The sequence below is a fragment of the Vibrio panuliri genome, from assembly GCF_009938205.1.
GTDB classification, from domain to species: domain Bacteria; phylum Pseudomonadota; class Gammaproteobacteria; order Enterobacterales; family Vibrionaceae; genus Vibrio; species Vibrio panuliri.
This window is the reverse complement of sequence record NZ_AP019654.1, coordinates 1,460,564-1,477,557: the sequence shown is the minus strand read 5'-3', so window position 1 is coordinate 1,477,557 and position 16,994 is coordinate 1,460,564. Positions and strand designations below refer to the sequence as shown.

The 16,994-nt window shown below is 45.6% G+C and carries 15 protein-coding genes; 4 read left to right on the top strand and 11 right to left on the bottom strand.

What is annotated here, in order from left to right; genetic code table 11:
• Nucleotides 1-75: 75 nt before the first annotated feature.
• Nucleotides 76-300: a hypothetical protein gene (locus GZK95_RS22265; protein ID WP_075709465.1), complete on the top strand. Its 225-nt coding sequence runs from the start codon at nt 76-78 to the stop codon at nt 298-300.
• 67 nt (nt 301-367) lie between these two features.
• Here the strand turns inward: GZK95_RS22265 and GZK95_RS06725 are convergent, their stop codons facing one another.
• The 11 genes from GZK95_RS06725 to GZK95_RS06675 all read right to left on the bottom strand — a co-directional run bounded on the left by GZK95_RS06725 (nt 368) and on the right by GZK95_RS06675 (nt 13,667).
• Entirely contained in the window at nt 368-1,540 is a 1,173-nt protein-coding gene (locus GZK95_RS06725) for a tetratricopeptide repeat protein (RefSeq protein WP_075714271.1), read from the bottom strand.
• The gene (locus GZK95_RS06720) at nt 1,537-2,154 is read right to left on the bottom strand and encodes an energy transducer TonB (protein ID WP_404817702.1); all 618 of its coding nucleotides are present in this window, start codon (nt 2,152-2,154) and stop codon (nt 1,537-1,539) included. Before GZK95_RS06720 ends, GZK95_RS06725 begins: the two co-directional genes overlap by 4 nt.
• 2 nt (nt 2,155-2,156) lie before the next feature.
• Nucleotides 2,157-2,561 (bottom strand): ExbD/TolR family protein, encoded by a 405-nt coding sequence (locus GZK95_RS06715; RefSeq protein ID WP_075709462.1) that lies wholly within the window; start codon nt 2,559-2,561, stop codon nt 2,157-2,159.
• Complete coding sequence (locus GZK95_RS06710) at nt 2,558-3,121, bottom strand: MotA/TolQ/ExbB proton channel family protein (protein WP_075709461.1); 564 nt, start codon at nt 3,119-3,121, stop codon at nt 2,558-2,560. The genes GZK95_RS06715 and GZK95_RS06710 overlap by 4 nt, the downstream gene beginning before the upstream one ends.
• The gene (locus tag GZK95_RS06705; RefSeq protein WP_075714273.1) at nt 3,121-4,488 is read right to left on the bottom strand and encodes a MotA/TolQ/ExbB proton channel family protein; all 1,368 of its coding nucleotides are present in this window, start codon (nt 4,486-4,488) and stop codon (nt 3,121-3,123) included. Before GZK95_RS06705 ends, GZK95_RS06710 begins: the two co-directional genes overlap by 1 nt.
• Before the next feature lies 1 nt (nt 4,489).
• Nucleotides 4,490-5,251: a DUF3450 domain-containing protein gene (locus GZK95_RS06700; RefSeq protein WP_075709459.1), complete on the bottom strand. Its 762-nt coding sequence runs from the start codon at nt 5,249-5,251 to the stop codon at nt 4,490-4,492.
• Between the two features lie 175 nt (nt 5,252-5,426).
• Nucleotides 5,427-7,541 (bottom strand): TonB-dependent siderophore receptor, encoded by a 2,115-nt coding sequence (locus GZK95_RS06695; RefSeq protein WP_075714275.1) that lies wholly within the window; start codon nt 7,539-7,541, stop codon nt 5,427-5,429.
• 223 nt (nt 7,542-7,764) lie between these two features.
• Entirely contained in the window at nt 7,765-9,144 is a 1,380-nt protein-coding gene (locus GZK95_RS06690; RefSeq protein ID WP_075714277.1) for a sensor histidine kinase, read from the bottom strand.
• A 1-nt stretch (nt 9,145) separates the two neighbouring features.
• Nucleotides 9,146-9,814 (bottom strand): response regulator transcription factor, encoded by a 669-nt coding sequence (locus GZK95_RS06685; RefSeq protein ID WP_075709456.1) that lies wholly within the window; start codon nt 9,812-9,814, stop codon nt 9,146-9,148.
• Between the two features lie 174 nt (nt 9,815-9,988).
• Nucleotides 9,989-12,559, bottom strand: a complete 2,571-nt coding sequence (locus GZK95_RS06680; RefSeq protein WP_075714279.1) for a TRAP transporter permease — start codon at nt 12,557-12,559, stop codon at nt 9,989-9,991.
• Nucleotides 12,560-12,695: 136 nt separating this feature from the next.
• Complete coding sequence (locus tag GZK95_RS06675; RefSeq protein WP_075709454.1) at nt 12,696-13,667, bottom strand: TAXI family TRAP transporter solute-binding subunit; 972 nt, start codon at nt 13,665-13,667, stop codon at nt 12,696-12,698.
• 528 nt (nt 13,668-14,195) lie between these two features.
• Between GZK95_RS06675 and GZK95_RS06670 the strand changes: the two genes are divergently transcribed.
• The 3 genes from GZK95_RS06670 (at nt 14,196) to GZK95_RS06660 (ending at nt 16,937) form a co-directional block, all read left to right on the top strand.
• Nucleotides 14,196-14,903, top strand: a complete 708-nt coding sequence (locus GZK95_RS06670; RefSeq protein WP_075714281.1) for a glycerophosphodiester phosphodiesterase family protein — start codon at nt 14,196-14,198, stop codon at nt 14,901-14,903.
• 259 nt (nt 14,904-15,162) lie between these two features.
• On the top strand, nt 15,163-15,552 hold the full coding sequence (locus tag GZK95_RS06665; protein ID WP_075714283.1) for a hypothetical protein: 390 nt from the start codon (nt 15,163-15,165) through the stop codon (nt 15,550-15,552).
• A 281-nt stretch (nt 15,553-15,833) separates the two neighbouring features.
• A complete protein-coding gene (locus GZK95_RS06660) occupies nt 15,834-16,937 on the top strand; it encodes a phosphoribosylaminoimidazolesuccinocarboxamide synthase (protein ID WP_075714285.1) in 1,104 nt (367 codons plus the stop codon).
• Nucleotides 16,938-16,994 lie beyond the last annotated feature (57 nt).

Genomic DNA, 16,994 nt, shown 5'->3' with positions numbered 1-16,994 from the left:
ATCTGGAGAAGTGCAGTTGCCACTCATCGCGTCACACAACAATAAGACAGACGCAAAACATCTAGGGGATTAGCCATGAAACGGGACGTTTATGGTATTTGCTTGTCGAAGAACATGCTGTCTAAAAATCTTTCAAGCACCTTCACTCACGTACGCGCCTACTCTAAAGCTGAAGTACTTGAGGACGCATGCGTAAGGCATGCTTACCCGCAAATGTCAGGCAAGGAACTACTGAATAATATTCAGAGTGACACAAACTTGTTTTGGCGAGCAGAGTTCGTTTGCCAAACCTGTAAGTAGAACAACCGACAGAAACAATAAAGGGAGCACTTAGGCTCCCTTTACTTTTATCTCAACACTCTCGCACTCAACTCGCTTGTGAATGACTGACTTTGCGCAGCTGTGACAAGTACTTAATCCAACTTTTAGATTGCTTACTCGAAGCGATATTGTCCGCTTTTTTCGCTTGAATTAGCGCTTGCTCAAGTTGATTGAGTTTATAGTACGCTCGAGTTTTTGCCAGAGCGACTTGTTCACTGCGCCCTTTCACCTTATCGAGCACTGCAAGCGCCTGTTGATATTGACCCTCTTGCACCATGATCTGAGCAACATTCCAGTGATACTTGGCATTGTGACGAGCGGCGAGCTGCCATTGCTTTAGCGCCTTGTCCCATTCGCGTGCATGTTGCCAGTAACTCGCTTGTGTCACGATCAAGTCGATGTCACTCTTTGCTCCATCCAACTCGCTCACCTCTATCGCAGCACGTTCTGGAATACCCCTTTGGGCATAAAGTTGTGCCAATAACTTGCGATCCTGCTGTGAAAGCTCAATACCTTGTTGCTTAGCTAACGCGAGAGAGCTTAATGCCCCCTTGCTGTCGTTGATCTGCATTTGCAGGCTGACCAGTTGACGCCACCAGTTCACTTTTTCCGGTTGTAATGCAATGAGCTTTTCCACCGTTGGAATGGCATCTTTCCAACGCTTAAGCTGTAATTGCGCGCCCAGTTTTAGTGACAGAGGTTGCAACTCCTCTTTCGATTGCAGGCGACGATATTTATCCACGGCAGGGATAACTTGTTTCCATTCGTCAACTTGATAATGAGCTTGAGCTATACGCAGCCACAATTGATCCACTTTTTGCTTTTTAGGCACCTGCTTAGTCAATTGATAATAGTGTGGTAGCGCTTGCTTGAACTTTTGTTCACTCAATAGCAAATCTGCCAACATTTTCTGCGTTGTCCAAGCTTGCTCGTCCTGTAACTGTTTAGAGTCCACAGCACGTTGCAACTGAGTAATTGCGTTCTTAACTTGACCATCTTGCCAGTAAAATACACCCAGCATCCGGGCAACAAATGCTTGGTCATAAGCTCTTGAGGTATCAATAGCCTTTAAAGCGGTAATCGCTTGTTTGAACTGATCTTCTTGAGCCATTTCATTGGCTTTTTGTACCCTAACAGCCGTGTATTGGCTCAGCTCTGCCGCAACAGATGCAAAAGCAGAAAAGCTTAGAAGAGTGATTAAGAGTGTACGTTTCATCATTTTGCTAACTTAAACTCCAATCTAACCGTTTGACCAAATTGAGACATCGCATTGCCATCTTCAACTTTTGGCTGGTACTTCCATTTACGCAATGCTCGAACCGCTTCTTTCTCGAACATTCGTCGTGGATTTGCGTCGACTATTTCAATGTCTGTCGGACGCCCAGTTGGGTCGATAGTAAACTTCAGTATCACGAAGCCTTCCGCACCGCGACGCAACGCTTTGGCAGGATAACGTGGCTCAACACGGTAAAGTGGCATAACTTGCTGGTTTACACCAAAATCGCCAAACGTTGGAGCGCTGATCGCCAGTCCATCAACCGCGGTGTCTAAACCGAGTGTTGGTTGCATCGCCATTGGTGACACACTCGCAGTTTGCGCACGAGTTTGCGATACTTCCATCTGCTCTGGCACTTCGGGCGGCTGAGGCTGTTCTGGAACACTTCGCTGACGGCGTTGCACTTCCTGCTCGTTTTCCATCATTACCATATTGAAACTCACGGCTTCACTTTGTTCTGGCGCTCGGCGGTGACCATTGTCCACCATCCACGCCATAAAGCTAAACAAAGCAAGTGCAATAGCCGCAGCAATAGGCAGTGAGAGTAAAATCCGCATCACTACTTCTTCTCCGCAGCCAGAGCTATGTTTTTCACTCCAGCCCCTTTGGCGGCATCCATCACTTTAACCACGGTGCCACTATAGGCGTGTTCGTCCGCTTGAATCACTAACGACGCATCTGGTTTATCGAGCAGTAGGTGCTCAAGCGTTGCTTGCACACGTTCTACATCCACTACACGTTTATCAATATAGATATCGTTCGCAGAGGTAATCGCGACAAAAATACCCGCGTCTTTCTGGCTAATCACGTTAGAGGCTTGTGGACGATTCACCTCCACGCCCGATTCGCGCACAAATGAGCTAGTTACGATAAAGAAGATCAGCATGATAAATACAATATCAAGCATCGAAGTAAGGTCGATTTGCGCCTCTTCTTGTTTATGTTGGCGTCTACCGAGTCTCATCGCTGACTCCTTAAAGATTTTTCTAGTTTAATTTCTCGAAGTTGGCATGCTTTAGCTAAACGAGCATGCACAAACATACCCGCTAAAGCGGCTACCATTCCCGCCATTGTCGGTAACGTAGCAAGGGAAATACCTGATGCCATTAACTTTGGATTACTGCTGCCTTGGTTGGCCATGACATCAAAAACAGAGATCATGCCAGTGACCGTACCTAGCAAGCCTAACATTGGGCAGATAGCCACCAAGACTTTAATCATATTTAGGTTTTGGTTTAGTGCCATATGAGCTTGAGCGATCCAGCTTTCGCGAATCGACAATGCATACCAAGAGTGTTGCTCTTTGCGGGCATGCCATTGATTGAGCCACTCTTTGCGCATTTGTGGGTATTGAAAGTAAAGAAACATGACGCGCTCTACCACCAAAACCCAACTAAGCAATACCACTGCACCTAACCACCAAAGTACCTGACCGCCCTGCTCCATAAAGCTTTGCAGTGATAGCAGCCAGTCACTCGACTGAAGGCTGCTTGGTAACCATGAAATGGAGAACAGTGAAGACATTAGGCTGCACTCTCCACCATGCTAGGGGCATCTTGCTTAACCAAACATGCACGTTCTGCCTGCTCTGCAACCAAACCGATGCCTTGTTTTTCTAAAATATTGCGAATATTTTCTGCTTGTGAGCTAAGAATATTGTGCGCCAGCAGAAGTGGCATCGCTGAAATCAGACCAAGAACCGTGGTCACTAGGGCCATTGAAATACCGCCCGCCATCACTTTCGGATCACCGTTACCAAACTGAGTGATCACTTGGAACGTTTCAATCATCCCTGTCACCGTACCCAATAGACCCAGCATCGGCGCAAGCGCTGCCAACAGTTTCAACATAGATAAACCACGTTCAAGGCTTGCTTGCTCATCAACCACCGCTTCAAGAAGACGCAGTTCCAACGCTTCAACACTGCGGTTTTGCTCTTTGTCATAAACGCCTAATATGCGCCCTAGCGGGTTGTCACCCGGTTGGGTTGGATTTTTCAACTGAGCAACGATTTTTTGGCGTGCAACGAGAAGGCTCACGCCACGAACTAAAGCAATAATAAGACCCACAGCAAGCAGACCAAGAATGATCTTACCAACAACGCCACCCGCTTGTAGTCGGTCTGACAGGCTCGGTGCTAGCGCCAGTTGCTCCAACATCACACCACGCGATGGGTCGAGAATCACATTCGCCACTTCACCTTGTTTAACCGCAGCTAAAGCGCTCATCGTTGGACCATTTTCAGGCTGGCTCTTATAGGCTGCTGCTTCTTGACGAGCACCATTCCACGCAAGATAGCCTTGCTCTCCAACTAAACCAATCGCACCTAGACGTAACGCTTCTACTTGCGTTTTTTTACCTTCGCCATCAATAAACGCAACAGACGTAGTCGCAATCTTATCGCTAGCCTCGATTTGCTCGACCATTGCCTGCCACAATGCTGTTAACTGAGGCATTGAGGGCAAAGTTGTCGCAGCGATAATGGCTTCCATTTCAGCATTAAATGACTGGGCATCGGCACCCGTTACGGAATTATCTAGCTCATTTTGAAGCTCTTTCGCATTTTGACGCACAACGCCAAATACTTCACCAAGACTGCCGGTTTCCAAACGAAGCTGCTCTTCTAAACGAGCCAGCGTGTCTTCATTTTGACTGAACGTCTCTGCCAGTTTGTCGTTGTCTGCTTGTAAGCGATCGCGTTTTGCCAGCAGTTGCGCTTTTATTGCTTTGAGTTCATTTTCGCTGGCTTTAAAGCCGGACTCGCGAACTTGGTTGTGCTGTGCTTGCTGCTGGTTCTCTTGACGCGCCTCACCCACGAAATCTGTGCTGGCAAGAGTAGAAAAAGAAAGTGTACTTGCGGCTAGAATCGACGCGATTAGTTTCAATTTCATATTATTTCACCTCCGCGATGAGAGACACCGGCAAGGTGATCAAACTTGGTGCTGTCTGTTTCGCTGCCACACCGTATGCTTTATCTAACTCAGACTTCATGGCGCTGTCTACTTCTACCCACGCGTTGTCTTGCTTGTCCCAAGACCAAAATTTAGTGCCATTTAGGCTACGTGCGACCAGTGCCACGCGTCCAAGGTGAAGAATATCGGCTTCACGAGCTTCGCCAGCCACTTGGATTTGCCCTTGGTAAAGGCCTAGCTTGGTACCGTAGTCCATTTCAATTTGATACGCTTCTAAAATGCGACGGTATTTCTCTGCATCACTGACATCTGCTCGAGTCATCAATGACTCAAGCTTTGCAATGCGCTCTTGACGTTGTTCAAGCTTGATAGGTGCGTCCTGCGCTACGATACTTTTCAGTCCTGCCACCATTTGATACATCAGCGGCACAACACCTTGTCGGGTCACCTTAATTTGCTTAATTTGACCATCAACGCTTGTCATCTCCTCACCTTGGTTGGCAACTAAAGCCGTAAGGTGTGCTTGATATACTTCGAGGTTTTTCACTTCCTCTTGCAGTTGTTCAATTTCCGCTTGGAGAGAAAGTGCAGCATCATTACTTTTGTTGATGCGTTGCTGGCTAGCAGCCGATGCGGCATTAGTTTTATTTTGAATGGCTTGAGCGCTGTCAAGATTCGAGGCAGATACCGGGCTAATGACCGCGGTAATAACAATGGCTAAACTGGTTTTTAGTAGGTTCATAATCGTAGTTTGTTTGAAGAACAGCCACCATGGTGTGGACTGTGGCCCAAATAGTTTTACACGCCCATATGATAAAAATTATCATTAACAATTAGAGTTGCATATTAACGTTTTTTACACTAAATGCAAACGACTAAAGGGAGAAGGTATCCCTTCTCCCCTGTCGTGCAAATAGTTAGTATTTAATTTGCAATGTTGCCATGTAATTGCGACCTTCGCCAATCACAACGTCTTCAGCGTATTGGTGGCTAGATGAGGTAGCACCTCCACCGCCAAGGTACTCGGTATCAAATAGGTTCTCAACAGAGAAGCGCGCAACAAGATCCAAGTTCTCATCGTATTTGTGGGTGTAAGCAACACCGACATCTACGCGAGTATAACCATCTTTCTTAAAGGTGTTTTGTGCATCACCAAAACGCGAACCTTCATAAATCACACCAAGGTTTAAATCTAGCTCGTTGGTCGCAGCATAAGTCGACCATACACTCGCTGCAAACTCTGGCACGTCAACTGGACGGTTGCCTGCATACGTTGCATGATTTTTGATCTCGGCATCTAGATACATAGCAGAACCAGACACTGAGAAGCGCTCTGTTAGATATCCTTGTACGCCAAGCTCTGCACCACGGTGAACTTGCTCGCCCGTTTGCGTACGGTTAACTAGCTTTTTATTGCTATTCGCTGGATCTGTACCTAGATCCACATCCAATTTGATATCTTGCTTAGTAATGTCAAATACCGCACCAGATACAAATAGACGCTGATCAAGAAGTTCCCATTTTGTACCGACTTCGTATGAGATACCTTTTGCTGCATCCAGGATCTCACCATCATTCACGTAAGTTGTTTTTGAATCAGATAACACTTTACCCTGCGGTTCAAAACTCTCTGAGTACGAGAAGTAAATGCTACCGTTGTCTGCCGGATGATAGATTAGGCCAAACTTTGGTGAAACACTCTCTTCTGCCACACCTTCTTCGACTTTACGGTCAAAGCGCACGCCAGCTAGTGCCTGCCATTGATCGTTAATCGTCACCATATCTTGAATGTAGAAGCCCCAAGTATTGTAGGCACTATCACTAATACGATCACTTCCGCTCAACTCTGGCTGTGGTACCGAGCTGCCCATTGGGACTTCTTGAGATTTAAAACCTTTTTGATTACGGTGGTAGCTATAACCTAACCAGTTACCACCCATAAGAAACTGGTGATTCATTCCCATCAATTCAGTATCGGCGACCAAATCAACATAGGCCGTTCTAAAACGCCATTTGTCGTAACGGTTGTTACCCCCATGAGTAACGGTTCCCGTTCCATCCGGATTTAAGTTTTTGAAACCTGGGTAACTTTCAATATCCACTCGTTCAAAGTCTTGATAGTTATAACCCGTTTTTAATGACCATACATCGTTTAGTCTCGCATCAATATCAAAACCAATATTCTCTACTTGGTTATCAATTTCTGACCATTGCGCGTCCCAAATATGGTGTTTGCCACCCACAACTTGTCCATCTAGTGTGTATAGCGCACCAGAGTCAACGCTACCTTCATCACTGGTTTTGTCGTAGTGAACCGAAAGAGTGATGTCGTCATTGAGATCGTAATCAACAAACAAACCACCAACAAAACGTTCTGTTTGTGGTGATGAGCCATCACCATAGTGACGCCAAGAGCTGTAGCTTTCTTTAGAAAGGATTGTACGTGCACGGAGTGTTTCATCTTCATTTAAAGCGCCACTTACGTCAACGACAGTACGAGAATGATCATTTGAGCCAATGTCTTGGCTGATGTTAACTTGTGTATCCGCAGTTGGAGACTTGCTTACCATGTTGATAAGACCACCCGGCGCAGAACTTCCGTACAGCAAACCTGAAGGACCTTTGACTACTTCGACCCGCTCCAATAGTTCAACTGGCTGACGGTAGTGTGACCAATGTTGGTGACCATCACGTAAGAAGCCCGATGAACTGCCCACTTCAAAACCACGTAAAGAAAAACGCTCACGGTTACGTCCGGTGCCACCAGCACTCACACTTGCGTCGTTTTGTAACACTTCGCCTAGCGTGCTTGCACGTTGTTCATCAATAAGCTGTTCACTAATTACTGCGACTTGCCCTGGAGTTTCTAATTGGGTTGCTTCCATACGCATTGCTGTCGAGTTGCTATCCGCTTTGTAGCCATACTCTCGACCTTCCACAACCATGTGCTCGTCCGTTTCTACACTCTCTGCCATTGCAGGAGTCGCTAAAATCGCGCCAATGACGAGCGCTAGCTGACTCTTAGTAAACATCTTATTCTCCGAATCTATTTTTTAGTGCAGCCCCACTGTGGCCGCTTTAAATTTCGAAACGGAATATAAGTGATAATTAATATCATTAGCATTGAATTTACATTCTTTGCATTCGTAAAGAATGTGGAACAAAGAAAGCAGATTGCAAAATGTGTAATTTGGATTTGAACTCGAGTGGTTCAAGCACTGACAGAGCTAGCTCGAACAGCTTTGTGTCAAAGCTCTATAGTTCGATAGGAAACAGCAACTCAATGTGTAAGCCGCCGTCTTTGCGGTTACGCGCCGATACTTCGCCCCCCATTAACTGCATAGACTCCTTTACAATCGCTAACCCTAAACCATAACCGCCAAGCTTCTTATCACGAGAGGCTTCTATACGTGTGAAAGGTTGGAAAACAGTTTTCAATTGCCCCTCCGCGATGCCGGGGCCATTATCCTGCACCGCTAAAGCGATGTAGTCTTTGCTGTTAACTTTTGTTCGATAGAAAAACACGTCGACAATCGCATTGTCACCTGCGTACTTGAGCGAGTTAGTCAGTAAATTTCGCACACACCGTACAACCAATCTTTCATCAGCAAGCACTTGGGTTGGCTCGCTTGCCGGCCAAAACTTAACCGTCTGGTTGTCGCGCAAATCCAACTTACTCTGTTTAACTTGCGAGTCTGCATATGTTTCTAGACTAACGGGTTTAAGACTTAACTCATATCGAGCGTTTTCTAATCGGCTAAATGTGAGAATTTCCGCCACTAAGTTGTCCATCTCCTCAACTTCCCGTTCGACTCGCTTAACTAACTCAAGCTCACTGTCCGAAACTTTGTGCTTGAGAAGGTGCAGTGCTAGGTTTTGTCGCGCCAGAGGCGTGCGCAGCTCGTGGGAAACATCTCGAAGAAGACGTTTCTGCTTTTCCGCCAATGAGTGAATTTGTCGACTCATCTGGTCGAAATCTTGTGCCAACTGGTTAAATTCAGATGCGGGAGATTGTAACTCATTGACAACGTTAACTTTAAAGTCTCCTTGCGCTAAGCGATGACTGGCTTCTCGCAGGCGATTTAACGGCTGTTGAAGTTTACGCGCCAAGATCAGCGAGAAGAGAATCACGATAGCCAGAGCAATCACAACCTTGCTCGCGTTCAGGTAATTAAGAAAACGGTGTGCCGGATGCAACTCAGACGGAAGCTGAATTACTAAGGTGTTTTTGTTGCCTAAGGGGATGCCAATCAGTGGTTTGTTGACCCTCTCTCCCATATTGCCACCCAACTCACGCAGGAACTTTAATTTGAATTCAAAGTGAGGGTGCATGTCGCGGTGGGTAATGGGCTGATTGTTTTTGCCAAGCACGAATAGATAGTATGGTTGCGCGCTTTCCCAATCCGCCAGCTCATCCATATCACCATCTTCTATTAAGACGTTGGCTTGGGTGGCGAGATCGCGCATCTTTTCTTTTACGGTATCGGGTAGCACGAGCATAGTGCGAATTAACGCTTGCTCAGTCGCGGTCTGCAGCAGCAAGATGCACAATACAACACCGGACATATAACTAAATAGCTCAAAGGCAAGATTGCGCTTATGGCGCTTGACAAACTGGGGAGCAAGCGATGGCATTTTAACAATCTCTTACGCTAGATACGAAGCTATAACCTTTCCCACGTACGGTTTTGATATGCTGCTTGGACATCCCTGCTTCAACTAGCTTGCGGCGCAAATTGCTGATATGCATGTCTAGATTGCGATCAAATGGGCTGAGTTCTTTTTTCAATACTTCAATTTGTAGCTCTGCTTTCGAAATCACAATACCTTCATTACGTACCAAGTAATTAAGTAAATCGGCTTCTGTGCCTGTGAATGGTAAGCCCGAAATCGCCTCGCCGAAGCTGCCTTCCGTCAAATGGTTATTTTGACGCTGCTTTTCTAGTCCAACGCGGCGAAAGATCGCTTTGATTCGAGTTAGGAGTTCCGGCACTCGAAATGGTTTTGCTACATATTGGTCAGCGCCAGCTTGGTAGCCGTCGAGCATTGATGCTTCGTCATTCAGCGCAGTAAGCATTAATATCGGCGTGGCAAAACGCTGGCATATACGTCGAGCAACCTGCAATCCACTTAACTGCGGTAACATCACGTCTAACAGCACTAAATCGACTGGATTCTTCTCGATATACTGCAGCGCGCTCTCTCCACAATGGACGCACGTTACGTGGTAACCCTCTATAGTAAGAACTTCTGAGATCAGTTCACAAAGTTCTACATCATCATCAACAACTAGGATTTTAGACATTTTAATTGGTAGCAAACAACGAAGGAGGCTGATTCTAAATCGCAATTATTATCAGTACAAGCAAGATAAGAGAAATAGTCTCACGTTGCGATTTATTCCCCTACTCGTATTGATACAACATAGAAAAACAAAGCCCGACATTTGCCGGGCTAATAGATTTAACTTCTATCTGGTTTACTCGTTCACTAAGCGTCTACGTTGTAGCAAAACCACTAAACCAAATAACAGCATTGCGGGTAGCCACATCCATTCTTTGGCAAATCGTTCCACTGGCACTCTGACATCCACAATTTGCTGATCAAACTGTAACCCTGCCGCTTCTGCTGGACTGGCAAAACCAACCACGTCAATTAGTGTACTTTCTCCCTGCTGATACGTCGCAATCCCCAGAGCATCCAACCTATCTTGCCCTGTTTCCCCTTGCGGCACTTCAAACAACACCGAAAAATCGCGCACTTTACCGACGCTATCTTCACCACTGATTCTCATGCGTAGAACACTGCCTTGTTCTAGATTGGCCAGCGTTTGGGCTAGCTGAGCAGGCTGGCTTGACTGATAAGGCTCGATAAATTGGTCAACCCAATACGCAGGTCTAAAGAGTGTAAACGCAACCAGCAGTAGCAATACCCCTTCGTACCATCTATTTCTAGTCAGGAACCAACCTTGAGTAGCGGCAGCAAATATCAGCATCGCAATGGTTGAAACAACAAATATCGCAATTCCATGTGCCCAATCGACATCAATCAGCAACAGGTCAGTATTGAAGATAAATAGAAACGGTAGCGCCGCGGTGCGCAAGCTGTAATAAAACGCGGTCAAACCCGTTTTAATCGGATCGCCTTTCGATACCGCCGCCGCGGCAAACGATGCCAAGCCCACCGGAGGCGTCACATCAGCCATAATACCGAAGTAAAACACAAACAAATGTACCGCAATCAACGGTACGATAAGTCCGTGTTGTTCCCCCAAAGTCACAATCACTGGCGCGAGCAAACTCGAAACCACAATGTAGTTCGCTGTGGTTGGCAACCCCATGCCTAAAATTAAACTCAGTAAGGCAGTAAGCAGCAGCATGAGCACTAAATTGCCCATCGATAAGATCTCAACTAAGTCAGCCAAAACAAGCCCAACCCCAGTTTGAGATACCGCACCAACAATAATGCCAGCGGTTGCTGTAGCAATGCCGATCCCAATCATATTGCGAGCACCAGCAACTAAGCCTTCACGCAAATCAACCACGCCATCCATTGCAGACCCATAGTTATGTTTACCATCTCGGCGCATCCAATTAAGTAAAGGACGTTGAGTTAGCACAATCACAACTAAGATCACGGAGCCCCAAAATGCCGATAGCCCTGGCGATAAACGTTCGACCATTAAGCACCAAACCAGCACAACGACAGGCAGTAGATAATGTAAGCCAGAGAGCAGCACTTGGCGGGTATTTGGCAATTGATCGAGCGGCTTGTTCGGATCTTCCTCCGGCAGTGGCTCATTGATTGCGGCAATTTTCAGTAACCCGAGATAGACAAGAGCAAGCAAAACGGCCACACCTTGTAAGGTATAATCACCAAGCAAAGGCTTAAGCCAACCTAACCCGTAATAAACCACTAACGAAATGGCAGAAACCAACAGCACACCAAACGCAAAACCTGTTAAACGCATAAGCCAAGGTTTTGATTTGGCAGTATCGAGCGGTTGCATACCAAGCTTAAGGGCTTCCAAATGCACGATATACAAAAGAGCGATGTAAGAAATGGCGGCAGGTAAGAATGCGTGTTTAATGATTTCTACGTAAGGAATACCGACATACTCCACCATTAAAAATGCAGCTGCGCCCATCACTGGAGGCATGATCTGCCCATTAACCGAAGACGCAACTTCGACCGCCCCTGCTTTTTCTGAGCTAAACCCTACTTTACGCATCATCGGAATCGTAAACGTACCCGTGGTCACCACGTTGGCAATTGATGAGCCCGAAATTAAACCCGTTAAACCCGATGCGACAACGGCAGCTTTCGCAGGGCCACCTCTTAAGTGACCCAACATACTAAATGCCAGCTGGATGAAATAATGCCCTGCTCCCGCTCTTTCGAGCAAAGCACCAAATAAGACAAACAAGAAAACAAAACTTGTGGAGACACCCAGTGCAATCCCAAACACACCTTCGGTTGTGATCCACTGATGATTGGCAAGCGCCTCTAATTGCACCCCGCGATGGGACAGTAATCCTGGCATCCAAGGTCCAGCTAAGCTGTAACCAATAAACACCAGTGCGATCAGTGGCAACGCGGGACCTAATACACGCCGAGCCGCTTCTAGCAACAACGGCAAGCCAATCAGCGCTGTCGCAAAGTCACCCTTGGTTAAAATGCCCGGGCGGGTTGCCAGTTCTTGGTACAGAACAAACAAGTAAAGCGAGCATGCACAAGCAACTAACCCCAGCATCCAATCCGTTGCAGGTACTCGGTCACGAGGAGATCGTTTAAACGCAGGAAAGACTAAAAACGCCAGTAACAGCGCAAAGCCTAAGTGAATTGCTCGCGTTTCGGTATCGTTCATGACACCAAAACCGATGATGAAAGGGAGTGGCGATGCAATCCATAATTGAAATAGAGACCATAGTAGCGCTAACAAAGCGATGGTTTTTGCCATCACGCCACTTGGTAAACGAGCGCCAACATCCTGAGCGATCAACTCTTCAGCCGACGTCGGTGCTGCGGTTGCAGACATCGGTTTATCCATAATATATCTCATAACAAAAAGCGAAGCCCACCTCTGCGGGGCGGTGTGGGCTAAGAACAGAAAACAATCAGGAAAGCTTATTTACGTGCCTTCCTGATTGAGTTAATTCACCAAAAGAAAGCTCTGGTTGTAAAAGTTACAGCCAACCACGTTCTTTGTAGTAGCGCACAGCCCCTTCGTGCAACGGCGCAGATAGACCCACTTTGATCATTTCACTCTCTTTGAGATCCTTAAATGCAGGGTGCAAACGCTTAAAGCGGTCAATGTTATCAAACACCGATTTCACCAATTGATACACTAACTCAGGGTCGGTTTCAGCGGTTGTTGAAAGAACGGCCTTACCACCAATTGAAGGGGTGTCATTTGGGTTACCACGATACATGCCACCCGGAATCACGGCTTTGGTAAAGTAGGCTTTGTCGGCCAACAATTGATCAATTTCTGGGCCAGTAACGGCAACCAACACCGCATCAGTAGTGGTTGAAGCTTCTTGGATAGCGCCGTTTGGGTGACCGACAAAGTAGCTCATTGCATCGATGTTGTTATCACTCATCGCAGACGCTTGTTCTGCGGGTTTAAGGTCTGACACCAAGCTAAATACCGAGGGTTGCCAACCTTTCTCTGCCATAATCTGCTCAAAGGTATCACGCTGACCAGAGCCTGGGTTACCAATGTTTACTCGCTTACCTTGCAGCTCATCAAAATGCGTTACGTTGGCGTCTTTACGAGCCAAAATTGTGAATACCTCACTTTGCAACGAGAATACCGCGCGGATATCTTCCATAGGCGCACTATTTTGGAATGGAGTCAACCCGTTCATCGCTTTGTATTGATGGTCTGATTGCATAATGCCAAAATTGTATTCGCCGCTGCGCAAACCATTGACGTTGGCGACACCACCACCACTTGCCGGAGCATTACACTTAATCCCGTGCTCTTCTCCCCCACGATTGACGAAGCGGCAAATTGACTGCCCAGCGACATAATACACACCGGTTTGTCCACCCGTACCTATAGTGACAAATTTATCTGCTGCGTTAACATTCTCACTAAAAGAGAATCCACTAAAAACCACAGCACATACAGAGACAAGCGCTAATCCTTTCATCTAACAATTCCTTATAATTTCTCATTGATACTATATGCACAGTGAATTCATCTGCAAGAAAAGCACTTAAAGAGATAAAAGCTTACAGACTGGTTCTTTTGCGTATATTTACTTAGAGAAGACAACATTAAAAATAGGATCGAAATTGCATAAATATGTCAGCGCATTTTCAATGCCCGACGAGAACGCATCAATTTTTCTACCTATGTCGTCAAAAAAATTAACATAGCGCTGGTTTTTTTTGTTAGTAGTAAATTTCATCAATTCTCAACATTCGAGAATGAGGTGAAAATTACCATTTTAGAAATTGCTGATATATACCGCTTAGATTTCGCTAAGACTTTGTTTTATCGAAGATTGGAAGTAAGACAAAACCACAAGTTTGTGGCAGCGTTGAATATCCTTTTTTCTCACGTTAACTCTCGCGAGATGAGAACAAATAGGTTCATAGCCGTGACTAAATTGTTTCTGCTACACAAGGTTGGCGATAAAATAAGAGATACGCCGGTTCAAAAAAGAGGAATATCAATGGCGCTTAAAATCGTAGGGCATCGAGGGGTTGCTGGGCTGTATCCAGAAAATACGCTCGTCAGTGTACAGGCAGCAATAGAGATGGGACTAGATTGGATTGAAGTTGATGTTCAACCCACTAAAGATCGACAGCTCGTTGTTTGCCACGACCATACTATTGACCGTTGTAGCAATGGCTTTGGTCGAGTGGATCAGTACACCCTAGAAGAGCTTGAGCAATTTGACTTTGGCGCTTGGTTTTCACCTCAGTTCAACCACCAGCCTATCCTCACCTTAAAGCAATTACTCTCGCTCATCGCGCCACTAGAGATAGGTTTAAACATTGAAGTTAAAATTGATACCGACCGCTACGCTGAGACTGTCGCCGAGCTGAAATCCCTTCTGGAGCATTTTCAACTCGCTAAGCAACGTATTCTAATCTCCAGCTTTGATCACCCAACTCTAAGAGCAGTGCATCAAGCCCAACTTGGTTACCCTATCGCTGTATTGAGTGAGAAGCTGTGCAAAAAAGACTGGCAGCTACTGGAAGAAGTGAACGCCATCGCTTGCAACTTGAACGTTAATAAAACCAATAAACAGCAGGTCGCGTTGTTGCAAGAAGCGGGTTATCAAGTGTGGTGTTTTACCGTCAATAACCCAAACCAGATTAAACACTTAACTAACCTAGATGCGATTTTCAGCGACTATCCACAAAGGTTTATCTAACTTTTCTCAAGCGGCGCTCTGTTTGAGTTAATTGGCTATACAGTACTATTTACTCTCCCAACACGTCACTCCACCGTCCCTCAAGATATTGTTTAGATCAAGACCATATCTAAACAATATCTTTAACTATCAATAATTTAAATCAAAATTATCACTAATCAATGATATTACTTCGTCTATTTATCAAACAAATAGCTTGACCATGTTTGGTAAAACAACTACTGTATACGCATACAGCATGTATATAAGGACAGTAACCATGATTCATTCACATACTCAAACTATCTCGAAATACAATGTTTTGGCTCAACCTACACAGCCAATGAATATTGACGATAATGTTATGAATCGTCTTGCTGGTCTTTCTATGCAGCAACAATGGATTTTCTTTACCGCAGAATGTCCTCGCCCAGATTACTCTCAATTTTCAGCTTGCAATGTAAGTTGTCAGAAAATCATTCAACTAAAACCGTCTCACTCGCAATCTGAACTAGAGATTGTGATTAAGGCTATCAAGTCAGGCAATGCCAGTGCGATTGTTGCATCAAATCAAATTGATTGCGTCAATCAGACACTCCTCAAAGACTTGGCGCTCTCGCATGGCTGCGAAGTATTTTTTGTTGAAGGCAGAACCAATCAGTTCCACTAATAACCCGCGTGGCTCGTACGTATAAAATTGAAGTTCAACAAAATTCAGCACTGTCTTTCCCCTCACTCTGGTGAGGGGCTTTCTTTTTGATCGTCCCAGCACCACCCACTTTGCTTTGCATCCATTGAACAGAGCGTTGTTCTGCTATTTGACGACGAATAAAAACGACTCCGTTAAAAAAATACGCAAACGTTTGCTTTTTATCTGGAAGCGCAAATCTTTTCTGGTATGATGCTTGTCAAATTGCTTCACTCATTTCATGTAAACGATAGGAATGTCTCATGAGTCTCGCTGATCAAGTCCTCGCCGTTAACGACGATCTCCCTATTCGCACCAACAAACCAGTTCATAGTGGTAAAGTCCGCTCTGTTTATTGGCTAACTGAAGAAGACAGCCAACGCCTAATCAAAGAAAAAGGCTACGATGTTGCTCCAGATGCACCACTGGCCATTATGGTCATTAGTGATCGTATCTCTGCTTTCGACTGCATTTGGCGTGGCGAAGGCGGCTTAAAAGGTGTACCAGGAAAAGGCGCAGCATTGAACGCTATTTCAAATCATTGGTTTGAACTGTTTAAGCAAAACGGTCTTGCGGATAGTCACATTCTCGACATCCCTCACCCACTAGTGTGGATCGTACAAAAAGCGACGCCAATTAAGATCGAAGCGATCTGTCGTAAATACATCACGGGTTCAATGTGGCGTGCTTACAGCAAGGGCGAGCGCGAGTTTTGTGGCATTGAACTGCCTGAAGGCTTGGAAAAAGACAAAGTATTGCCCGAGTTGTTAATGACACCATCAACTAAAGGTATTTTGACTGGTATTCCTGGGGTTCCAGAAGCCGATGATGTCAACATTACGCGTAAAAACATCGAAGATAACTTCGCCGCATTTAACTTCTCATCTGTTGCCGATATCGCCGAGTACGAAAAACTGCTGAAACAAGGCTTCAATGTGATTAGCGAAGCGCTCGACAAGGTTGATCAAATGTTTGTCGATACGAAGTTTGAGTTCGGCTATGTCACTGATGCTGCCGGAAACGAAAAACTTATCTACATGGATGAAGTGGGTACGCCTGACTCGTCAAGAATCTGGGATAAAACTGCGTATCAACAAGGCAAGATTGTTGAAAACTCAAAAGAAGATTTCCGCCAGTTCCTACTCAACCACTTCCCTGATGCAGATATCTTACTCAATAAAGATCGAATGCCTGAGCGTGAAGCGCTGGCTCGCGATAATGAGTTACCTCTTGAGACCCTGATGGACGTTTCCAAGACCTATACAGCCATTGCTGAGAAAGTAACCGGTCGTCCAATTGTATTGAGCGCTAACCCTAAACAAGAAATCATTGATGTTCTTGGGTCGCAATATGGCCTGATCGATTAAACACTCGATCGATTTTTTGCTTCACTCTCTTAAACGCCCTATTTGGGCGTTTTTGCG